This window comes from Amycolatopsis endophytica (assembly GCF_013410405.1).
In the GTDB taxonomy this organism is placed as follows: Bacteria; Actinomycetota; Actinomycetes; order Mycobacteriales; family Pseudonocardiaceae; genus Amycolatopsis_E; species Amycolatopsis_E endophytica.
In genome coordinates, this window is record NZ_JACCFK010000001.1 from 2,997,409 (window position 1) to 3,015,921 (window position 18,513).

Sequence of the window (18,513 nt, forward strand, 5' to 3'; positions counted from 1 at the left end):
AGGCGCCCCCTCCCGTGCAGGGAGCGGGCGCCTTCCTCTGTTCAGATCAGCTGAACGCCTTCGCGATCAGGGCCTTCTGCTCCACCTCGTGCACCTTCGACGAACCTGCCGACGGGGCGGCCATCGGGCGGCGGGAGACGACGTCCAGCTTGCCGAGGACGTCCGGGAACAGCCGGGGCAGGTTGAGGCCGAAGAACGGCCACGCGCCCTGGTTCTCGGGCTCCTCCTGGACCCACGCCACCTCGGCGCCGGTGTAGCGCTCCAGTGCGGCCAGCAGCTTCTTCTTCGGCAGCGGGTAGTACTGCTCGATGCGGACGATCGCGACGTCGTCGGCCTCGCGCTTGGTGCGCTCCGCCACCAGTTCCCAGTAGAGCTTGCCGGAGGTCAGCAGCACCTTCCGCACCTTGCCGGGCTCCACATGCGCGTCGTCGATCACGGACATGAACTTCGAGTCGCCCGTGAAGTCTTCGACGCCCGAGGTGGCCGCCTTGTTCCGCAGCATCGACTTCGGGGTGAAGACGATCAACGGGCGCTGGATGCCGTCCAGCGCGTGGCGGCGCAGCAGGTGGAAGTAGTTCGCCGGGGTGGACGGGACGGCGACGGTCATCGAGCCCTCGGCGCACAGCGACAGGAACCGCTCGATGCGGCCCGACGTGTGGTCCGGGCCCTGGCCCTCGTGGCCGTGCGGCAGCAGCAGCACGACATCCGAACGCTGGCCCCACTTGGCCTCACCCGACGAGATGTACTCGTCGATGACCGTCTGGGCGCCGTTGACGAAGTCACCGAACTGCGCTTCCCACAGCACGAGCGCGTCGCTGTTGGCGACCGAGTAGCCGTACTCGAACCCGACCGCCGCGTACTCCGACAGCGCCGAGTCGTAGATCATGACCCGGCCCTGCTCGTCGGCCAGCGTCTGCAGCGGCGAGTACTCCCGGCCGGTCTTGCGGTCGATCAGCACCGAGTGGCGCTGGGTGAAAGTGCCGCGGCGCGAGTCCTGACCGGACAGTCGCACCAGGCGGCCCTCCAGCGCCAGCGAACCGAACGCGAGCAGCTCACCGAAGGCCCAGTCGATGCCGCCTTCGCGGGACATCTTGAGCCGCCGCTCCATGACCGGCTTCACGCGCGGGTGCGGCGAGAAACCCTCCGGGACGTCGACGAACGAGTCGCCGATCCGCTCGATGACCTCGGCCGGCACCGCGGTCGGCACCTTGGCGGGCACCTGCTGCTCCTCCTCGACCGAGGGGCTCGGCGCGATCGGGTGCTTCTCCAGCTCGCGGACCTCGTTGAAGACGTGCTCCAGCTGGCTGGAGAAGTCCCGCAGCGCGGCCTCGGCCTCGTCGACGGAGATGTCACCACGGCCGATCAGCGATTCGGTGTAGGTCTTGCGCACCGAACGCTTCGTGTCGATGATGTCGTACATCGCCGGCTGCGTCATCGACGGGTCGTCGCCCTCGTTGTGGCCGCGGCGGCGGTAGCAGATCATGTCGATGACGACGTCCTTGTTGAACGCCTGGCGGTAGTCGACGGCCAGCTTGGCCACCCAGTGCGCCGCCTCCGGGTCGTCGCCGTTCACGTGGAAGATCGGGGCGCCGATCATCTTCGCCACATCGGTCGCGTACTGCGAGGAGCGGGCGTGCTCCGGCGCGGTGGTGAAACCGACCTGGTTGTTGATGATGATGTGCACGGTGCCGCCGGTGCGGTAACCACGCAGCAGCGCCAGGTTCAGCGTCTCCGCCACCACGCCCTGGCCCGCGAACGCCGCGTCACCGTGCAGCAGCACGGGCAGCACCGAGAAGCCGCCGGTGTCGCTGTCGCCCTTGTCGAGGATGTCCTGCTTGGCGCGGACGATGCCCTCCAGGACCGGGTCGACGGTCTCCAGGTGCGACGGGTTCGACGCCAGCGACACCCTGGTCTCGCCGTCACCGAACATGCGGAAGTACTTGCCCTCCGCGCCCAGGTGGTACTTCACGTCACCGGAACCGTGCGCCTGGCCCGGGTCGAGGTTGCCCTCGAACTCCTGGAAGATCTGCGAGATCGGCTTGCCGACGATGTTGGCCAGCACGTTCAGGCGGCCGCGGTGCGGCATGCCGATGACGACCTCGTCGAGCTCGTGCTCGGCGGCCTTGTCCAGGACCGTGTCCAGCAGCGGGATGACGGTCTCGCCGCCCTCCAGCGAGAACCGCTTCTGGCCGACGTACTTGGTCTGCAGGAACGTCTCGAACGCCTCGGCCGCGTTCAGCTTCGACAGGATGTACTTCTGGACGTTGGGGTCCGGCTTGGCGTGCGGGATCTCCACGCGGTCCTGGATCCAGCGGCGCTCCTCCGGGTCCAGGATGTGGGTGTACTCGACGCCGACCGTGCGGCAGTAGGAGTCGCGCAGCACGCCGAGCACGTCGCGCAGCTTCATCTTGTCCTGGCCGGCGAACCCGCCGACCGCGAACTCGCGGTCCAGGTCCCACAGGGTCAGGCCGTGGGAGAGGACGTCGAGGTCCTCGTGGCGGCGCTGACGGTAGTTCAGCGGGTCGGTGTCGGCCATCAGGTGGCCGCGCATCCGGTAGGCGTCGATCAGTTCGAGCACCCGGGCGGTCTTGTCGATCTCGCCCTCGGGGATGTCGGAGACCCAGCGGACCGGCTCGTAGGGCAGCCGCAGCGACGTGAAGATGTCGTCGTAGAAGCCGTCCTCGCCGAGCAGCAGCTCGTGGATGCGCTTGAGGTACTCGCCCGACTCGGCACCCTGGATGATGCGGTGGTCGTAGGTCGAGGTCAGCGTCATGATCTTGCTGATGCCCAGCTTGACGAGGGTTTCCTCGCTGGTGCCCTCGAAGTGCGCGGGGTACTGCATCGCGCCGACACCGATGATCGCGCCCTGTCCGGCCTGCAGCCGCGGCACCGAGTGGTTGGTGCCGATACCGCCCGGGTTGGTCAGCGAGATGGTGGTGCCCGCGAAGTCGTCGGCCGTCAGCTTGTTGTTGCGGGCCTTCTTGACGATGTCCTCGTAGGCCTGCCAGAACTGCCGGAACGACATGTTCTCGGTGTTCTTGATCGACGCCACGACCAGGGTGCGGCCGCCGTCCTTGCCCTTCATGTCGATCGCGAGACCGAGGTTCACGTGCTCCGGCGTGACCGCGTGCGGCTTGTTCTCGACCAGCGCGTAGTGCCGGTTCATGTTCGGGAAGTCCTGCAGCGCCCGCACCATGGCGTAGCCGATGAGGTGCGTGAACGAGATCTTCCCGCCGCGGGTGCGCTTGAGGTGGTTGTTGATGACGATGCGGTTGTCGGCCATCAGCTTGGCCGGGACCGCGCGCACGCTGGTGGCGGTCGGCACGGCCAGCGAGGCGTCCATGTTCTTGGCGATCGCGGCCGCGGCGCCCCGCAGCTGCTTGCTCTCGTCACCGCTCGCGGCCGGCTTGGCGGCGGCAGCGGGCTTGGCGGCGGCGGGCTTGGCGGGCTGGGCCGCGGGCTTCGGGGCCGTCTTCGGCTGGGCGGGCGCGGCCGGGGCAGTCGCAGCCTGGTTGACCTGGCCGTTGCCCGGCTTCGACGCGGGCTGCTCACGGACGGGCGCGGGTGCGGCGTCCGGCTTCGACTCGGTGGTCTGCGTCGGCTTGAAGTCCGAGAAGAACTCGTGCCATGCGGCGTCTACTGACGAGGGGTCGGCGAGGAACTGGTCGTACATCTCCTCGACGAGCCATTCGTTGGGGCCGAACTGTGACGCAGGGCTGCTGCTGGACACGGCAGGGACTCGCCTCTATCCATATCTCGATCTTGTTGTCCGCTTGATGCGCCTACCAGGCTAACCCCCTCCCGTTCGGCGATGTGACCGAAGTGGCCCAAGTCCCTGGCCTGGGGTTTGGGATTGCTCACTTAATCGGTCCAGGGCTGGTCCGGCCGAGTATCGGACCTGCGGAACCACGGTACGGGAACGGTATGGAACCGGTACGGTCGCCGGACCGTCTGCAAGGAAGGGCGAAAGGGGTCTCCGGTGGCGGATCTGTCGGACATCGAGCGCATGGTCGACGACTGGGAGCGCAACGCGGTCGAGAAGTCGCAGCGGTTCCAGGCGATGCAGTACGAGGTGGAGCAGATCTCGATCACCGAATCGGTGGCCAACGGCGCCGTCAGCGTCACCGTCGGCAACAACGGGATCCCGACCGACGTGCGGATGACCGACGGGGTCCGGTCGATGAGCCCGGACGAGATCGCGGCGAACGTGCTCAAGGCGATGCAGAAGGCCCAGTCGAAGTATCCGCAGGTCATCCAGGAGATCGTGGCAGGCACGGTGGGCGAGTCGGACAGCGCGGCGCAGCACATCGTGCAGACCGCGGTGGACAACTTCCCGGAGCCGCCCGTCGAGGAGGAAGAGGCTCCGCCCGCTCCCGGCCGCCAGCTGCGGATCGAAACCGAGGCCGACGACGAGGCGCCACAGCAGCCGCGCCGCCCGCCTCAGCGCCCGTCCAGGCGCGACGACGACGGCGACGACGGGGATTTCGGGGACCAGTCCTACCTGCGACGCGACTAAGGGGGAGTCATGACCAGCAGCTTCGCGCGGGGTGCCGCGGCGAGGGCGGGTGGATCCGCGTCGCGGGGGGCCGCCAACGGCTACGAGGTGCTCACCGATGAGCTCGGCACGCACGCAGGCAAGGTCGACGGGCTGGCGGATCGCTTGCAGACCGCTGTCGACGCGGCCCGCCAGGTGAGCATGGACAACGGTGCTTTCGGGGTGATCTGCCAGCCGTTCGCGATGTTGCTCGACCCGTTCGAGCAGATGGGCATCCAGGCGCTGGAGGCGGCGAAGGAGTCGGTGAGCGGAACCGCGGGCAACGTCCGCACGGCGGTCACCAAGTACGAGGGCCAGGACGAGGGCACCCGCCAGGCGCTCAAGCAGATGGGTGAGCCGCTGACATGAGCAATCCGCTGGTTGCTCAGGCTCAGTCGACGACGACCGGGGTTACCGGGATCGGGATTGTGGAGTCGGCGCAGGATTTGTCCAATGGGGTGAAGGACGGGTCGTGGGTCGAGGGTGGTCTCGGGGCGCTGGGTGTGGGTCTCGAAGTGTTGTCGATGGTGATCGATCCGTTGGGGACGTTGGCCCAGTACGGGGTGGCGTGGTTGATCGAGCATGTGCGGCCGTTGAAGGAGGCGTTGGACTGGTTGGCGGGTGATCCGCCGGTGATCCAGTCGTTTTCGGATACGTGGGCGAATGTGGCGGCCGAGGTGGGCACGGTCGCGGGGGATCTGGGCAATGAGGTGAGCAACGGTACGGCGGGTTGGTCGGGTGCGGGTGCGGACGCCTATCGCGGTGTGGGTGCGGAGCAGGCGGAGGCGATCGCGGGGGCGGCGTCGTTGGCGGAGGGGATTTCGGCCGGTGTGATGATCATGGGCACGGTGGTGGGGTTCGTGCGCGAGATGGTGCGCGACATCGTGGCCGAGTTGGTGGGGAAGCTGATCACGTGGGCGTTGGAGGCGGCGTGCACGTTGGGGTTTGCGACGCCGTTGATCGCGGCGCAGGCGACGACGGCGATTTCGGGTGCGGTGACGCGGATTTCGGATTTCATCCGGAAGCTGGTCAAGACGATCGGGAACGTGTCGCCGCGGATCGGCCGGATCATCGAGAAGCTGGATGAGATCATGCGGGCCCTGCGCAGGCTGGGCCGCAAACTGGGTGGCGGTGACGGTACTTCCCCGTCGGCGGCCCCTGGTGGCGGGAAGGTCGACACCCCGGACCTGGACGGCCCTGCCAGCCCCGACACACCGAACAGCCCCGACGGCACCTCGCCGAGTTCAGCTCCCAGCAGGCCGGGCGACCCCGTCGACACGAAGACGCCGGAGACCGCTCGCCGGTGCGAGAACGATCCGGTCGATGTCGCGACCGGCGAGATGGTGCTCGGGCAGACCGACGTGGAACTCGGCGGGCTCCTGCCGCTCGTGCTCCGCCGTACCCACGTCTCCAGCTACCGCGCCGGGCGTTCGTTCGGCCGGACCTGGGCCTCCACCGTCGATCAGCGGCTCGAGTTCGACGGGCTAGGTGTCGTGTACGTCGCCGACGACGGGATGCTGCTCGTCTACCCGGTGCCCCCGGCGACCGGTGAGGTGCTGCCGAGCCTGGGGCCGCGGTGGCCGATGAGCCGCACCGAGGACGGGTACGAGATCCGGCGCCCGGAGACGGGTCAGACCTGGTGCTTCGGCCGTGCGCCGGGCGCGTGGCTGCGGACGGTCCGCGACCGCAACGGCGCACGGATCGACTTCGACCGCGACGACGACGGCCGGTTGTCCGCGGTGCGTCATTCCGGTGGCCACCACATCGACGTCGACACCGCCGACGGCCTGATCACGCGCCTGCGCCTGCGCAATCCCGCCGGGGCGGACATCGAACTGACCCGCTACGCCTACGACGACGCGGACCGGCTCGTCGAGGTGCTCAATTCCTCCGGCGCGCCACTGCGGTTCGACTACGACGGCGACGGCCGGATCACGCAGTGGACCGACCGCAACGGCGAGTGGTACCGCTACGTCTACGACGACCGCGGCCGCTGCGTCGCCAACGTGGGATCCGGCGGTGCCCTGGACGGCACCTTCGACTACGGCGAAGGCGTCACCCGGTTCACCGACGCGCTGGGGCAGACGACCACCTACCACCTGGACACGGCCCGGCGGGTCGTGGCGGAGGTGGATCCGCTCGGCAACCGGATCACCCGGGAGTGGGATGACCACGACCGGCTGCTCGCCGAGACGGACCCGCTGGGCAACCGCACCACGTTCGACTACGACGAGCAGGGCAACCTCATCCGTCTGACTCGCCCGGACGGCAGCGTCATCGAGGCCGGGTACGAGTCGCCGGACCGGATGACCCGGCTGACCGAGCCCACGGGCGCGGTCTGGCGGTGGACCTACGACGACGCGGGCAACCTCGCGACCGCGACCGATCCGCTCGGCGCGACCACCCGCTACGAACACGACTCCCGTGGTCACCTCAGCGCGGTGGTCGACGCGGTGGGCAACACCCGCCGGATCGAAACCGACGCGGCCGGGCTGGCCGTCCGCGTGATCGATCCGGCCGGCGCCGTGAGCCGCTACGTGCGGGACGCCTTCGGCCGGATCGCCGCGATCGAGGACCCCCGCGGCGGCGTGACGAGGTTCGGGTGGACCGTCGAGGGCAAGCCGGGGTGGCGGACCCTGCCGGACGGTACGACGGAGCGATGGCGGTACGACGGTGAAGGCAACCAGGTCGAGCACGTCGACCCGCTGGGCCAGGTCACCCGGACCGAAACGACGCACTTCGACCTGCCCGCCGCCCGGATCGCGCCGGACGGCGCGCGGACCGAGTTCAGCTACGACGGCCTCATGCGGCTCACCGCCGTGACCAATCCGCTGGGCCAGGTCTGGCGCTACGAGTACGACGCCGTCGGCAACCTCGTGCGGGAGACGGACTTCAACGGGCGGAGCATCGAGCAGGACCACGACGCCGCGGGCCGGGTGGTGCGCCGCCGCACTGGTCCGGACCAGGTGGTGGACTACATCTGGGACGCGCTGGGCAACGTCGTCGAGACCCGGACCGGGGACGGCGACCGCGCGGTGTTCCGGTTCGACGCGGCGGGAAACATGGTCGGGGCGGTCAACGGTTCCGCTGAGATCGTTTTCGAGCGTGATCTCCTCGGCCGGGTCCTGCGGGAGACCGTCAACGGCCGTTCGGTGGTGTCGGCCTACGACCCGCTGGGGCGGCGCGTGGAGCGGGTCACGCCGTCCGGTGCCACGAGTACGTGGAGCTACGACGGCAACCACCGGCCGACGTTGCTCAGGACGGCCGGCCGCACGATGTCGTTCGGGTACGACCCCGCGGGCAACGAGGTCGAAAGGCTCGTTGACACGGGCACGATCCTCGCGCAGGCGTGGGACGCCAACCACCAGCTCACCAGCCAGACGCTGTCGGCGTTGCCGGGGCCCGCGCGCCGGCCGAACCAACTCCAGCAGCGCAGCTACCGGTACCGGCCCGACGGTTACGTGCAGGCGATCGGTGACCGGCTGGGCGGTTCCCGGCAGTTCGACCTGGACCCGGTCGGCCGGGTGACGGCGGTCCAGGCGCACGGCTGGGGCGAGCGGTACGCCTACGACGCGGGCGGCAACCTGACCGGTGCCGCCGGCGGAACGGGCGAGACCCAGGGCGGCCGGTCGTACGCGGGCACGTTGCTGACCACCGCGGGGAACACCAGCTTCGGGTACGACCGGCAGGGCCGGATGATCATGCGGCGGCGCGTCCGGTTGTCCAGGAAACCGGACGTCTGGCACTACCGCTGGGATTCCCACGACCGCCTCGTGGGTGTTGTGACCCCGGACGGCGCGCGGTGGCGGTACCACTACGACGCGCTCGGCCGGCGCATCTCGAAGGCGCGTGTCGACGAGAACGGCGCCGAACTCGACCGGGTCGATTTCGTGTGGGATGGCACCGAACTCGCGGAGCAGTACGCCGGTGCGACGGGCGCGGTCACCACCTGGGACTGGGAACCGGGTGGTTTCCGCGCCCTCACCCAGGTCGAGCGGACCGGTGCGAAGTCGGCTCCGCAGGACTGGGTGGACGAACGGTTCTACGCCATCGTCACCGATCTCGTCGGCAGCCCCACCGAACTCGTCGACACCAGCGGCCGGATCAGCTGGCAGTCCCGGACCACGTTGTGGGGCGAGGAACTCCAGGGGCACGGCGGGGCGGCGACGACCCCGCTGCGTTTCCCCGGTCAGTACTTCGACCCGGAGACCGGGTTCAACTACAACTACCACCGTTACTACGATCCGAGCACCGGTCGCTACGGCAGTCCGGACCCGCTCGGGCTGGCCGGTGGACACACACCGCACAACTACGTCGCCAACCCGGTCAGCTGGTTCGACCCGCTGGGGCTGACCGCGTGCGACCGCTTGAACTGGTCACCCCGGAAGAACAAGACGCCGGCGCAGAACGCCTACGGGCACTGGAAGAAGCACGGCAAGGAGTTCCCGCACCTGCAGAACGCGCGGCAGTACGTGCGCGAGGCGCACGGGTACATGGACAGCCCGCCGCCGGGTTCGCTGAGCAGGCGCGTCCAGATCTGGGACGGCTCGCACAACATCGAAGTGTGGGACCCCGCGACCAACCGTCTCGGTGTCCGTTCCGAATCGGGTGTGATGCGCACCTACCACGTCGTCGATCCCTCCCATCCCAGCTACAGTCAGATCGTGGCGAACTTCTCATGACGACTCCCGCCGATTGCCCCGACTACCCGTGCCGCGTGTGCGGCTACGACCTGGAAGAGCCGCCGTGGGGGCCGGACGACGCCAGCCCCAGCTACCTCATCTGCGACTGTTGCGGTGCCGAAGCCGGGCTGGACGATCTCGACCGGGCGGCGGCCACGCACTACCGGGACAAGTGGCTCGCGGACGGCGCGTCCTGGTTCGATCCCCGTGCCCGGCCGCCGGACTGGGATGTCCAGGCGCAGCTCGCTTGCGTTCCCCCCGGGTTCCGGGCGTTGTAGTCCGCGTCTCACCTGTTGACGTTGTGACCTGGGGCATCGTGGTCGGAGCGGTAGCCTCGCTGTGGAGGTAATGATGGAATCCCCGACTTTGGTGGCTGCGCTGCGGCAGGCCGTTCCCGCTGACCGGGTGGTCGACGACCCGGCCGTGGTCGAGTCGTATCTGCAGGACCACGCGGAGTGGGCCGAGTACGGGCGGGCCGTCGCGGTGGTGCGGCCGCGGTCGACGGGCGAGGTCCAGGCCGTCGTGCGGTTGGCCGGGGAGCGCGGGGTTCCGGTGGTTCCGCGCGGGGCCGGGACGGGGCTGTCGGGCGGGGCGAACGCGCTCGACGGCTGCGTCGTGATCTCCTTCGAGGCCATGGACGCGGTACTGGAAATCGACCGCGCCGAGCGTCTCGCGGTCGTGCAGCCGGGTGTGGTCAACAACGATCTGCGGGCGGTGTGTGCCGAGCAGGGGCTCTGGTACCCGCCGGATCCGGCGAGCGCGCCCTGGTCGACGATCGGCGGGAACGTGGCCACCAACGCGGGCGGGCTGTGCTGTGTCAAATATGGTGTGACCAGGGATTACGTGCTCGAACTCGAGGTCGTCACCGGGCGCGGTGACGTGGTCCGGCTGGGGCGCCGCACCGCCAAGGGCGTCGCCGGGTACGACCTGTGCGGCCTGATGGTCGGCTCCGAGGGCACGCTCGGCGTCATCACCGAGGTCACCGTGCGGCTGCGGCCGCAGCGAGAGCCCGAGCGCACCATCGCCGGATACTTCGATTCGGTCGTCGCCGCGGGCGAGGCCGTCAGTGCCGTCACCGCGTCGGGCGTGATCCCGTCCGCGCTGGAGCTGGTGGACCGGCACTGCCTGGAAGCCGTGGACGCCTGGAAGAACATGGGCCTGTCCACGGAGGCGAACGTCGTCCTCCTGGGCCGCGTCGACACCCCCGGCCACGCCGGCGAGGAGGAGGCCCGCACGGTGCTGCGCTGCTTCGAGGACGCGGGCGCGTCCTGGGCGGCGCTGTCCACGGACGAACAGGAAGCCGAAGCCCTCTTCGACGCACGTCGCCTGGCCTACCCCGCGCTGGAACGCCTCGGCCCGGTTTTGACCGAGGACGTGTGCGTCCCGCGCGCCCTGGTGCCGGAAATGCTGGCCCGCATCGAAAAGGCGGCCACCGCACACGACACCCTCATCGCGAACATCGCCCACGCGGGCGACGGAAACCTGCACCCGCTGCTGATCACCCCCATCGGCGACGAGGCCGCACGTCTCCGCGCACAAGCCGCCTTCGAGGACATCATTTCCGACGCCATCGAACTGGGCGGCACGGTGACCGGCGAGCACGGAATCGGCCTGCTGAAACGGAACGGCCTGCGAGGCGAGGTCAGCGCCGAGGTGCTGGACATGCACCGAGCGGTGAAGACAGCACTCGACCCACTGGGAATCCTCAACCCAGGCAAGGTTTTCGTCTAGGACGACGAAGATTGGCGGCCGTGTCATCGCGGAAACCGCCGTCCGGCAACGCAAGCCGCACGCGACCGGCCCAGACCTCCCCCGCCCCTCATCCCCAGCCCGCTTTGGTCGCCGATCAGGCGGGTCAAGGTACTCTTTCCGGCCTTGACGCGTCTGCTCGGCGACTGAAACCATCCGCGAGGAGGGGCGGGGGAGGTCGAACCCAAGCCGACTGACTACTGCACGCCAACGCCACCAGCGGTCACCCCGCCGCGCGAAGCACGGCTCTAAAGATCAAGAGCGTCCTCGCCGGACAGGCAGACTCCGGGATGACCAGGGGTTTTCGAGTCCGGCTCACCTCGGGTGGGTGGTCCGCTGGGTGGTGCGCTTGCGCACCCTTCACGCTCCCGTGCGCCACAGTTGTGCGTACTGGCCGTCCGCCGCCAGCAGTTCCTCGTGTGTGCCCTGCTCCACGATGCGGCCGTGGTCCAGTACGACGATGCGGTCGGCGCGGGAGGCCGTTGCCAGCCGGTGGGCCACCACGAAAGTCGTGCGGCGCTTGGCGACCGTTTCCGTCGCGGCGAGGACCGTGGCCTCTGTGGAGGGGTCCAAGGCGGCCGTCGCCTCGTCCAGGAGTAGGACGTCCGGGTCCACCAGCTCCGCCCGCGCCAGTGCGACCAGCTGGCGCTGGCCCGCGGACAACGATCGGCCCCGCTCGCCGACCGGTTGGTGGAAGCCCTGCGGCAGGGCGGCCACGGCGGAGATCGCACCGACCGCCCGGACGGCGGCTTCCACTTCGGCATCATTCGCTGAGGGGGAACCGTAGCGGACATTGTCGGCCACCGTGCCCGAGAACAGGTGCGCCTCCTGCGGCACCACGCCCATCCGCTGGTGCAATCCGGCCAGATCGTAATCCCGGACATCGACGCCGTCGATACTCACGGTACCACCCGTGGTGTCGTAAAATCGCGCGGCGAGTTTGACCACAGTGGACTTACCGGCACCCGTCGCGCCGACCAGTGCCACCGTCTCGCCGGGTGACACCTTCAGCGAAACATCGCTCAGTGCCAGCGTATCCGTGCCGGTGTAGGAGAAGGCGACCGCGTCGAACGTGACGTCGCCGCGCAGGCGTTCGGGCACCGGTACCGGATCCGTGGGCGGCGGCACCGAGGTGGGCGTGCGCAGCAGGTCGCCGATCCGGCGCAGACCGACCTTCGCCTGCTGGTAGCTGTCGAACACCGAAGACAACTGCTGGATCGGGGAGAAGAACAGGTTCAGGTACAACAGGAACGCGAGCAGCACACCGACCGCGAGCGTTCCCTCCGCGACCCGCGTGGCGCCGGCCACCAGTACCACCGCTTCCGCGACACCGGAAAGCAGTGTCACGAAAGGAAAGTACGTCGCGACATACCGCTGAGCCCGCAACCGCGAACGGCGGTAGGCATCGCTGCGGGAGGCGAACACCTCAGCGGAGCGCTCCTCGCGGCTGTACGCCTGCGCGACCCGCAGACCGCTCACGTTCTCCTGCATGTCGGCATTCACCAGGCTGACCTTCTCGCGCGCCTCGGTGTAAGCCGCGCTCGACAGTCGCCGGAAGATCACCGTCGCGACCACGAGCACCGGCACCACGGACAGCGCGTACAACGCCAGTGAAGCGTCGGTGATCAGCAACGCGCCGGTGATGCCGACCAGCGTCAGCGCGCTGATCACGGCCTGGGCCACACCCGTCTGCAGGAACGTCGACAGCGCGTCCACGTCCGTCGTCATCCGCGTCATGATCTTGCCGGACAGTTCGCGCTCGTAGTAGTCGAGCCCGAGTCGCTGCAGGTGCGCGTAACTGCGGACCCGCAGCGAGTACAGCACCGTCTCACCGGCCCGCGCCGTGAGCCGGGTCTGCGCCGCGATCACGAACCAGTCGACGACGATGATCGCAGCCCCGATCCCGGCGGTCAGCCACACCACCCACGCCAGACCGGGACGCACACCGTGGTCGACGCCCTGCTGGTACAACGCGGGCAACGCGATCGAGGCCGCCGCGTCGAGCCCGACCAGCAGCACCACCGCGATCAGCAGGGTCCGCACCGGCCGCAACGCCGACCGCAGCCGGAACCCCGGATCGGGCCGGGTGGCCGCCTCCGCGGGAATCTCCGGCCGGTCCACGGCGGGCGGCAGCTTGCGCACGCCCTCCAGCAGTTCGGGCGTCGGCGGCGTGCTCAGGGCGCCGTTGCCCATCCCGCCACCGGGCATCGGCGCCGGCGCGTTGCGCTGCTGGGCCGACTCGGCCATCACGTCGACCGCGTCCCGTTCCCCGGTGTCCGGCCACAACGCCGGCGTGATCCCGGTTTCCGGGCTGGACAGGCAGTCCCGCTTGTGGACCTGCTCGACGCCCTCGCCCGGCCCGGCGATCAGCTCCCGGAACAGCTCGCACCGCTCCTCCAGCTCGGTCGCGGTGCCGACGTCGACCACTCGGCCCGCGTCGAGCACCGCGATCCGGTCCGCCAGTGACAGGGTCGACTTGCGGTGCGCGATCAGCAGCGTCGTGCGGGTCGCGGTGACCGAGCGGAGCGTGTCGTAGATGGCGGCCTCGGTGACCGTGTCCACGGCCGACGTGGCGTCGTCCAGCACCAGCACCCGCGGATCGGTCAGCAATGCTCTGGCGAGCCCGAGCCGCTGCCGCTGACCACCGGAAAGGGTCAGACCGCGCTCGCCGACCTCGGTGTCATAGCCGTCCGGCAGCTCGGAAATGAAGTCGTGCGCCTCGGCCGCCTTCGCCGCCGCGACGACCTCCTCGTCGCTCGCGTCCGGACGGCCGTAGGCGATGTTGTCGCGGATCGACGTGGAGAACAGGAACGCCTCCTCGAACACCACGCCGATGGCCTTGCGCAGATCGGCCAGCTTCACGTCGCGCACATCGCGGTCACCCAGCCGGACGCTGCCCGAGTGCGCGTCGTAGAACCGGGGCAGCAACAGCGAGATCGTCGACTTGCCGGACCCCGCCGTGCCGACCAGCGCCAGCGTCTCACCCGGCTCGGCACGCAGGTTCAGCCCGTCCAGCACCGGTTCCGAGCGTGTGTACCCGAACCGCACGTCGTCCAGTTCGATGCCGAGCGGTCCCTCCGGCAGCGGCCGCGGATCGGCCGGATCGGTGACCTCGGGCTGCGCGTCCACCAGCTCGTACACCCGCTCCGCGCCCGCGCGGGTCAGCTGCGCCTGCACCACCAGGGCCGACATCATCCGCGCCGGTCCGATCAGACCGGACACGTAGCTGGCGAACGCGAGGAACGTGCCGAGCGTGACCTGGCCGTTGAGGGCCAGGATGCCACCGAACGCCAGCACGGCCACCTGACCGGCGGCGGGCAGCGCGGACGTCGTCGCCGTCGGGACCGCGGCCAGCCGCGCCGCACGCAGCCGCTCGGCGAACAGCCGCCGCGCGGTTCCCTCCAGGCGCGCGACCTCCCTGGCCTCCTGGCCGAACCCCTTCACCACGCGCACGCCGGTGACGGTCTCCTCGACGTGCTGCGCCACGTCCGCCGCCCGCTGCTGCGCCGACCAGGTGGCGGGGAACAGGCGCTTGCGGGCGACACCCGCGACGATCGCCACCGCGGGCACCACGATCAACGCGATCAGCGTCAGCCCCGGCGACATCCAGAGCATCGCGGCGACCGAGAACAGCGCGAACACCACCGAGCCCGCCGACAGCGGCACCACGAACAGCAGCGACACGACCAGCTGCAGATCGGTGATCGCCCGCGATACGACCTGGCCGGTGCGCAGCGAGTCCTGTTTGCCACCGTCCAGCCGCGACACCGCGTCGAACACCGACTGCCGCATGTCGTGCTGCACGTCCAGGGCGAGCCGCCCGCCCAGGTAGCGCCGGACGAACGCGGTGACGAACATCAGCAGCTGAACGCCGATCAGACCCGCCACGAGCATCCCGAGCCGCCCGGTCTGCGACGCCACGGCGTCGTCGACGGCGACCTTCACGAGCAGCGGGCTCGCGGCCTGCAGCCCGACGCTGAACACGGCGGCGGCCAGTGAGAACACGACAAGGGCCGGATGCCGCCAGCAGGCCTTGAACAGCCGACGGATCCAGCCCTTGTCCGGAGTAGCGCGTGGTGGTGCAGCAGTCACCACCCCAGGTTATGCGCGGGTGATTACGTGATGTCGCGCCGCTGGTTGGAGGCCCAGCCGCCCATGAAGAACACCATGGTCCAGGCCAGGAAGACCAGCGCGGCGGCCCACCACGAGATCACGCCGGGCGCGCCCGCGGCCAGTTGCAGGCCCAGCTTGTCCCAGTGCTCGACCGAGCCGGGCAGGTTGATCGAGCTGATCCCGAACGCCTCCGCGGCGATACCGCCCACGATGCCGTTCGCGGTGCCGTTCGGCAGGATCGCCCCGAAGATGTCCGAGGTGTTCCACAGCGCGATGACCAGCACGTTCTCCACGATCAGGAAGTACCCGATCAGCAGGATCACGGCCAGCACGACCTTGTTCAGCACCGCGCCGAAGCCGATCCCGAACAGCGTCACCAGGATGTAGGCGAGCACCGTGCCGCCGAACGCCGCGAGCCATTCGCCGCCGCTGGGCAGCCGGTCGGAGTCGACGGTGATCGCGGTGGCCAGCGCCGAAACGGCGAAGCTGAGCAGGCCGTACAGCGCGCCCCACAGGATGTAGGTGATCATCTTCGCGGTCAGCGCCGACACCCGGTTGGGTGCCGTCAGGAACGTCGTGGTGATCGTCTTGCTGCTGTACTCACCGGCCAGCGCGAACACGCCGAAGATCGCGGGGATCAGCTGGGCGATGTTCACCCCGTGGGCGATGCTCAACATGCCCACCGGCAGCGCGTCGGCCGACACCCCGGCCTGCTCGGCGATGATGCGGGCGGTGCCGCTGCCGATGTAGTCGGCGAAGTCGTTGGTGATCTTGCCCCAGGCGTAGGACATCCAGAAGGCGACCAGCACCAGCGGGATGATCAGGATCCACCAGGTGTTGAGGCTGAGCGTCTTGCGGAACTCCGCCTTGATCAACCGGCCCATCAGGACTGACCTCCCCAGCCGCCGTGGCCCTGCTGCGGCGGTGCTTGCTGGTACTGCTGCTGCGGTGGATATCCGGGCGGTGGCGGACCTCCCCAGCCGCCCTGCTGCGGCGGCCCGCCGTAGGGCTGCTGCGGCGCACCCGCGTACTGCGGGCTGGTCAGCTGGAAGAACAGCTTCTCCAGGTCGGCCCGCTCCTCCTCGATCCCGTAGACCGCGATGCCGGACTTCGCGACCAGGTCACCGATCTGCTGGCGGGTCGCGCCGATCACGGCGACACGGCCGTCCGGTGTCGGCTCGACCTGCGTGAACCCGGCTTCCTGAAGCGCTTTCACGAGCGCGTTGGCGTCGGCCGCCTGCACGAGCACCCGCGACTGCTGGCCGCTGCGCAGCTGGTCCAGCGGACCGTAGTAGCGCGTCACGCCGTGGCTGATGATGACGACCTGGTCGATCGTCTGTTCCACCTCCGACAGCAGGTGACTGGACACCAGCACGGTCCGGCCCTCGCGGGCGTAGGCGCGCAGGAAGTTGCGCAGCCACACGATGCCCTCCGGATCCAGGCCGTTGGCAGGCTCGTCGAGCACCAGCACCTGCGGGTTGCCCAGCAGCGCGGTCGCCAGGGCGAGCCGCTGCCGCATGCCCAGCGAGAACCCGCCAGCGCGCCGGTCGGCGGCCCCGGACAGGCCGACGAGGCCGAGCACCTCGTCGATGCGCTGGTCCGGCGCGCCGATCGCCGCCGCGTACACGCCGAGGTGGTGCCGCGCGGTGCGCTTCGGGTGGAAGCCCTCGTTCTCCAGCACCGCGCCGACGACCTGCGCCGGGTTGCCCAGCTGGTGGTAGGGGCGGCCGTTGATGGTGGCGACGCCCGCCGACGGCGCCACCAGGCCCAGCAACATGCGCAGGGTGGTGGTCTTGCCCGCGCCGTTCGGGCCGAGGAAGCCCGTCACCGAGCCCGGCCGGACCTCGAAACTCAGGTTCTGCACCGCGGCGACGGGGCCGAAGTGCTTGCTCAGGTTCTGCACGAAAATCCGGCCGCTGCCGTCGTGTTGCATGCGCGCCCCTCCCGGCCACGGTGAACATGATCGCGGGGCACATAGTGCCCTACTCGTGTCCGGTTCGAGGCCGCCGGGGTCGCGTGTCGGAACAGGTCCGGTGAAAAGGGGCGGCCCGCTCAACCAGCCTGGGGGTCACTGGGAGCGGGCCGCCACCAACCAGCTTAGGTGGTATCGCCGGACTTCGCCCACGCGGGGGCGGAAAACTTCTTCACGGGTTGTGCCAGTGGAACGGCGCTCCCCGACGCCACCTCACGCCAGGACGTCGGCCAGCGGCGTGTGCGGCAGTTCGTGGGCCTGCGCCACTGGTCCGTTCGTGAGCGCGCCGCCGTGGACGTTGAGGCCCAGCGACAGCGGCTGGTTGCCGCCCAGTGCCGCCCGCCAGCCGTGGTCGGCCAGCTGGACCGCGTAGGGGAGCGTCACGTTGGTCAGCGCGTAGGTGCTCGTGCGCGGAACCGCGCCGGGCATGTTCGCCACGCAGTAGAAGACCGAGTCGTGCACGGTGTAGGTCGGCTCGTCGTGGGTCGTCGGGTGCGAGTCGGCGAAGCACCCGCCCTGATCGATGGCGATGTCCACCAGCACACTGCCCGGCTTCATCCGCGCGACCAGTTCGGTCGAAACCAGCTTCGGTGCCCGCGCGCCCGGAACCAGCACCGCGCCGACCACCAGATCGGCCTCCAGTACGGCCTGTTCGACGGAGAAGGCGTTGGACGTGACCGTGCGGATGCGGCCGGCGAAGTCGTGGTCGATCTGACGCAACCGGTCCACATTGGTGTCCAGGATCTCGACGTCGGAACCGAGACCGAGCGCGATGCGGGCCGCGTTCAGGCCGGCGACACCACCGCCGATGACGACCACCCGCGCCGGATGCACGCCGGGCACGCCGCCGGGCAGCACGCCGCGCCCGCCGCTGGGCTTCATCAGCGAGTAGGCGCCGACCTGCGGCGCGAGACGCCCGGCGACCTCGGACATCGGCGCCAGCAGTGGCAGCGCGCCGGAGGGCTGCTGGACGGTTTCGTAGGCGATCGCGGTGGTGCCCGCCTCGATCAGGGCCTGGGTGAGCGGGCGGTCGGCGGCGAGGTGGAGGTAGGTGAACAGGACCTGGTCCCGGCGCAGCCGCGGGTACTCCTCGGCGATCGGCTCCTTGACCTTGAGCACCATCTCGCCCTCGGCCCAGACGTCGTCGGCGGTGGCCAGGATCTTCGCCCCGGCCGCGACGTACTCGTCGTCGCCGATGGCGGACCCGACTCCGGCGCCGGTCTCGATGAAGACCTCGTGGCCCCGCGTCGTCAGCTCGTGCACCCCGGCCGGGGTCACTGCGACGCGGTATTCGTGCTTCTTGACCTCGCGGGGGACGGCGATGCGCACTGGTTCCTCCTGCTGGTGGCGAACGTGGTGCCGACCACGGTGAACCACCCGGATGGCGGTGTCATCGTGCCTCGCCGACAATTCTCCCGGCAGCCGATGGTGCTCGCACGACAAGCACTTGACCTCCACCTTGC

The 18,513-nt window shown here is 69.5% G+C and carries 10 protein-coding genes; 5 read left to right on the forward strand and 5 right to left on the reverse strand.

Annotation, left to right across the window (positions count from 1 at the left end; all coding sequences use genetic code 11):
- Positions 1-46: 46 nt before the first annotated feature.
- Positions 47-3,730 carry a multifunctional oxoglutarate decarboxylase/oxoglutarate dehydrogenase thiamine pyrophosphate-binding subunit/dihydrolipoyllysine-residue succinyltransferase subunit gene (locus HNR02_RS14905; RefSeq protein WP_179773774.1) on the reverse strand — a complete coding sequence of 1,228 codons (3,684 nt, stop codon included), beginning with the start codon at positions 3,728-3,730 and terminating at the stop codon, positions 47-49.
- A gap of 249 nt (positions 3,731-3,979) precedes the next feature.
- Between HNR02_RS14905 and HNR02_RS14910 the strand changes: the two genes are divergently transcribed.
- From HNR02_RS14910 to HNR02_RS14930, 5 genes are all read left to right on the forward strand, one after another.
- The gene (locus tag HNR02_RS14910; protein ID WP_179773775.1) at positions 3,980-4,516 is read left to right on the forward strand and encodes a YbaB/EbfC family nucleoid-associated protein; all 537 of its coding nucleotides are present in this window, start codon (positions 3,980-3,982) and stop codon (positions 4,514-4,516) included.
- Positions 4,517-4,525: 9 nt separating this feature from the next.
- The gene (locus HNR02_RS14915) at positions 4,526-4,903 is read left to right on the forward strand and encodes a type VII secretion target (protein WP_179773776.1); all 378 of its coding nucleotides are present in this window, start codon (positions 4,526-4,528) and stop codon (positions 4,901-4,903) included.
- Complete coding sequence (locus tag HNR02_RS14920; RefSeq protein ID WP_179773777.1) at positions 4,900-9,216, forward strand: RHS repeat-associated core domain-containing protein; 4,317 nt, start codon at positions 4,900-4,902, stop codon at positions 9,214-9,216. The genes HNR02_RS14915 and HNR02_RS14920 overlap by 4 nt, the downstream gene beginning before the upstream one ends.
- Positions 9,213-9,494: a hypothetical protein gene (locus HNR02_RS14925; protein ID WP_179773778.1), complete on the forward strand. Its 282-nt coding sequence runs from the start codon at positions 9,213-9,215 to the stop codon at positions 9,492-9,494. Before HNR02_RS14920 ends, HNR02_RS14925 begins: the two co-directional genes overlap by 4 nt.
- A gap of 73 nt (positions 9,495-9,567) precedes the next feature.
- Positions 9,568-10,947 carry an FAD-binding oxidoreductase gene (locus HNR02_RS14930; protein WP_179773779.1) on the forward strand — a complete coding sequence of 460 codons (1,380 nt, stop codon included), beginning with the start codon at positions 9,568-9,570 and terminating at the stop codon, positions 10,945-10,947.
- Between the two features lie 378 nt (positions 10,948-11,325).
- Here HNR02_RS14930 and HNR02_RS14935 read toward each other — a convergent pair whose 3' ends face one another.
- From HNR02_RS14935 to ald, 4 genes are all read right to left on the reverse strand, one after another.
- On the reverse strand, positions 11,326-15,060 hold the full coding sequence (locus tag HNR02_RS14935) for an ABC transporter ATP-binding protein (protein ID WP_179773780.1): 3,735 nt from the start codon (positions 15,058-15,060) through the stop codon (positions 11,326-11,328).
- A 20-nt stretch (positions 15,061-15,080) separates the two neighbouring features.
- Positions 15,081-15,962, reverse strand: coding sequence for an ABC-2 transporter permease (locus tag HNR02_RS14940; RefSeq protein WP_179773781.1), 882 nt, complete (start codon positions 15,960-15,962; stop codon positions 15,081-15,083).
- Positions 15,962-17,011 (reverse strand): ABC transporter ATP-binding protein, encoded by a 1,050-nt coding sequence (locus HNR02_RS14945; RefSeq protein WP_179773782.1) that lies wholly within the window; start codon positions 17,009-17,011, stop codon positions 15,962-15,964. Before HNR02_RS14945 ends, HNR02_RS14940 begins: the two co-directional genes overlap by 1 nt.
- A 252-nt stretch (positions 17,012-17,263) precedes the next feature.
- Positions 17,264-18,379, reverse strand: coding sequence for an alanine dehydrogenase (gene ald / locus HNR02_RS14950; RefSeq protein WP_179773783.1), 1,116 nt, complete (start codon positions 18,377-18,379; stop codon positions 17,264-17,266).
- Positions 18,380-18,513 lie beyond the last annotated feature (134 nt).

Excerpts from the sequence above, each read along its gene's own strand:
- HNR02_RS14940 (WP_179773781.1), bottom strand. The coding sequence starts at position 15,962 with ATGGGCCGGTTGATCAAGGCGGAGTTCCGCAAGACGCTCAGCCTCAAC.
- HNR02_RS14930 (WP_179773779.1), top strand. The coding sequence starts at position 9,568 with ATGGAATCCCCGACTTTGGTGGCTGCGCTGCGGCAGGCCGTTCCCGCT.
- HNR02_RS14945 (WP_179773782.1), bottom strand. The coding sequence starts at position 17,011 with ATGCAACACGACGGCAGCGGCCGGATTTTCGTGCAGAACCTGAGCAAG.
- HNR02_RS14925 (WP_179773778.1), top strand. The coding sequence starts at position 9,213 with ATGACGACTCCCGCCGATTGCCCCGACTACCCGTGCCGCGTGTGCGGC.
- HNR02_RS14915 (WP_179773776.1), top strand. The coding sequence starts at position 4,526 with ATGACCAGCAGCTTCGCGCGGGGTGCCGCGGCGAGGGCGGGTGGATCC.
- HNR02_RS14920 (WP_179773777.1), top strand. The coding sequence starts at position 4,900 with ATGAGCAATCCGCTGGTTGCTCAGGCTCAGTCGACGACGACCGGGGTT.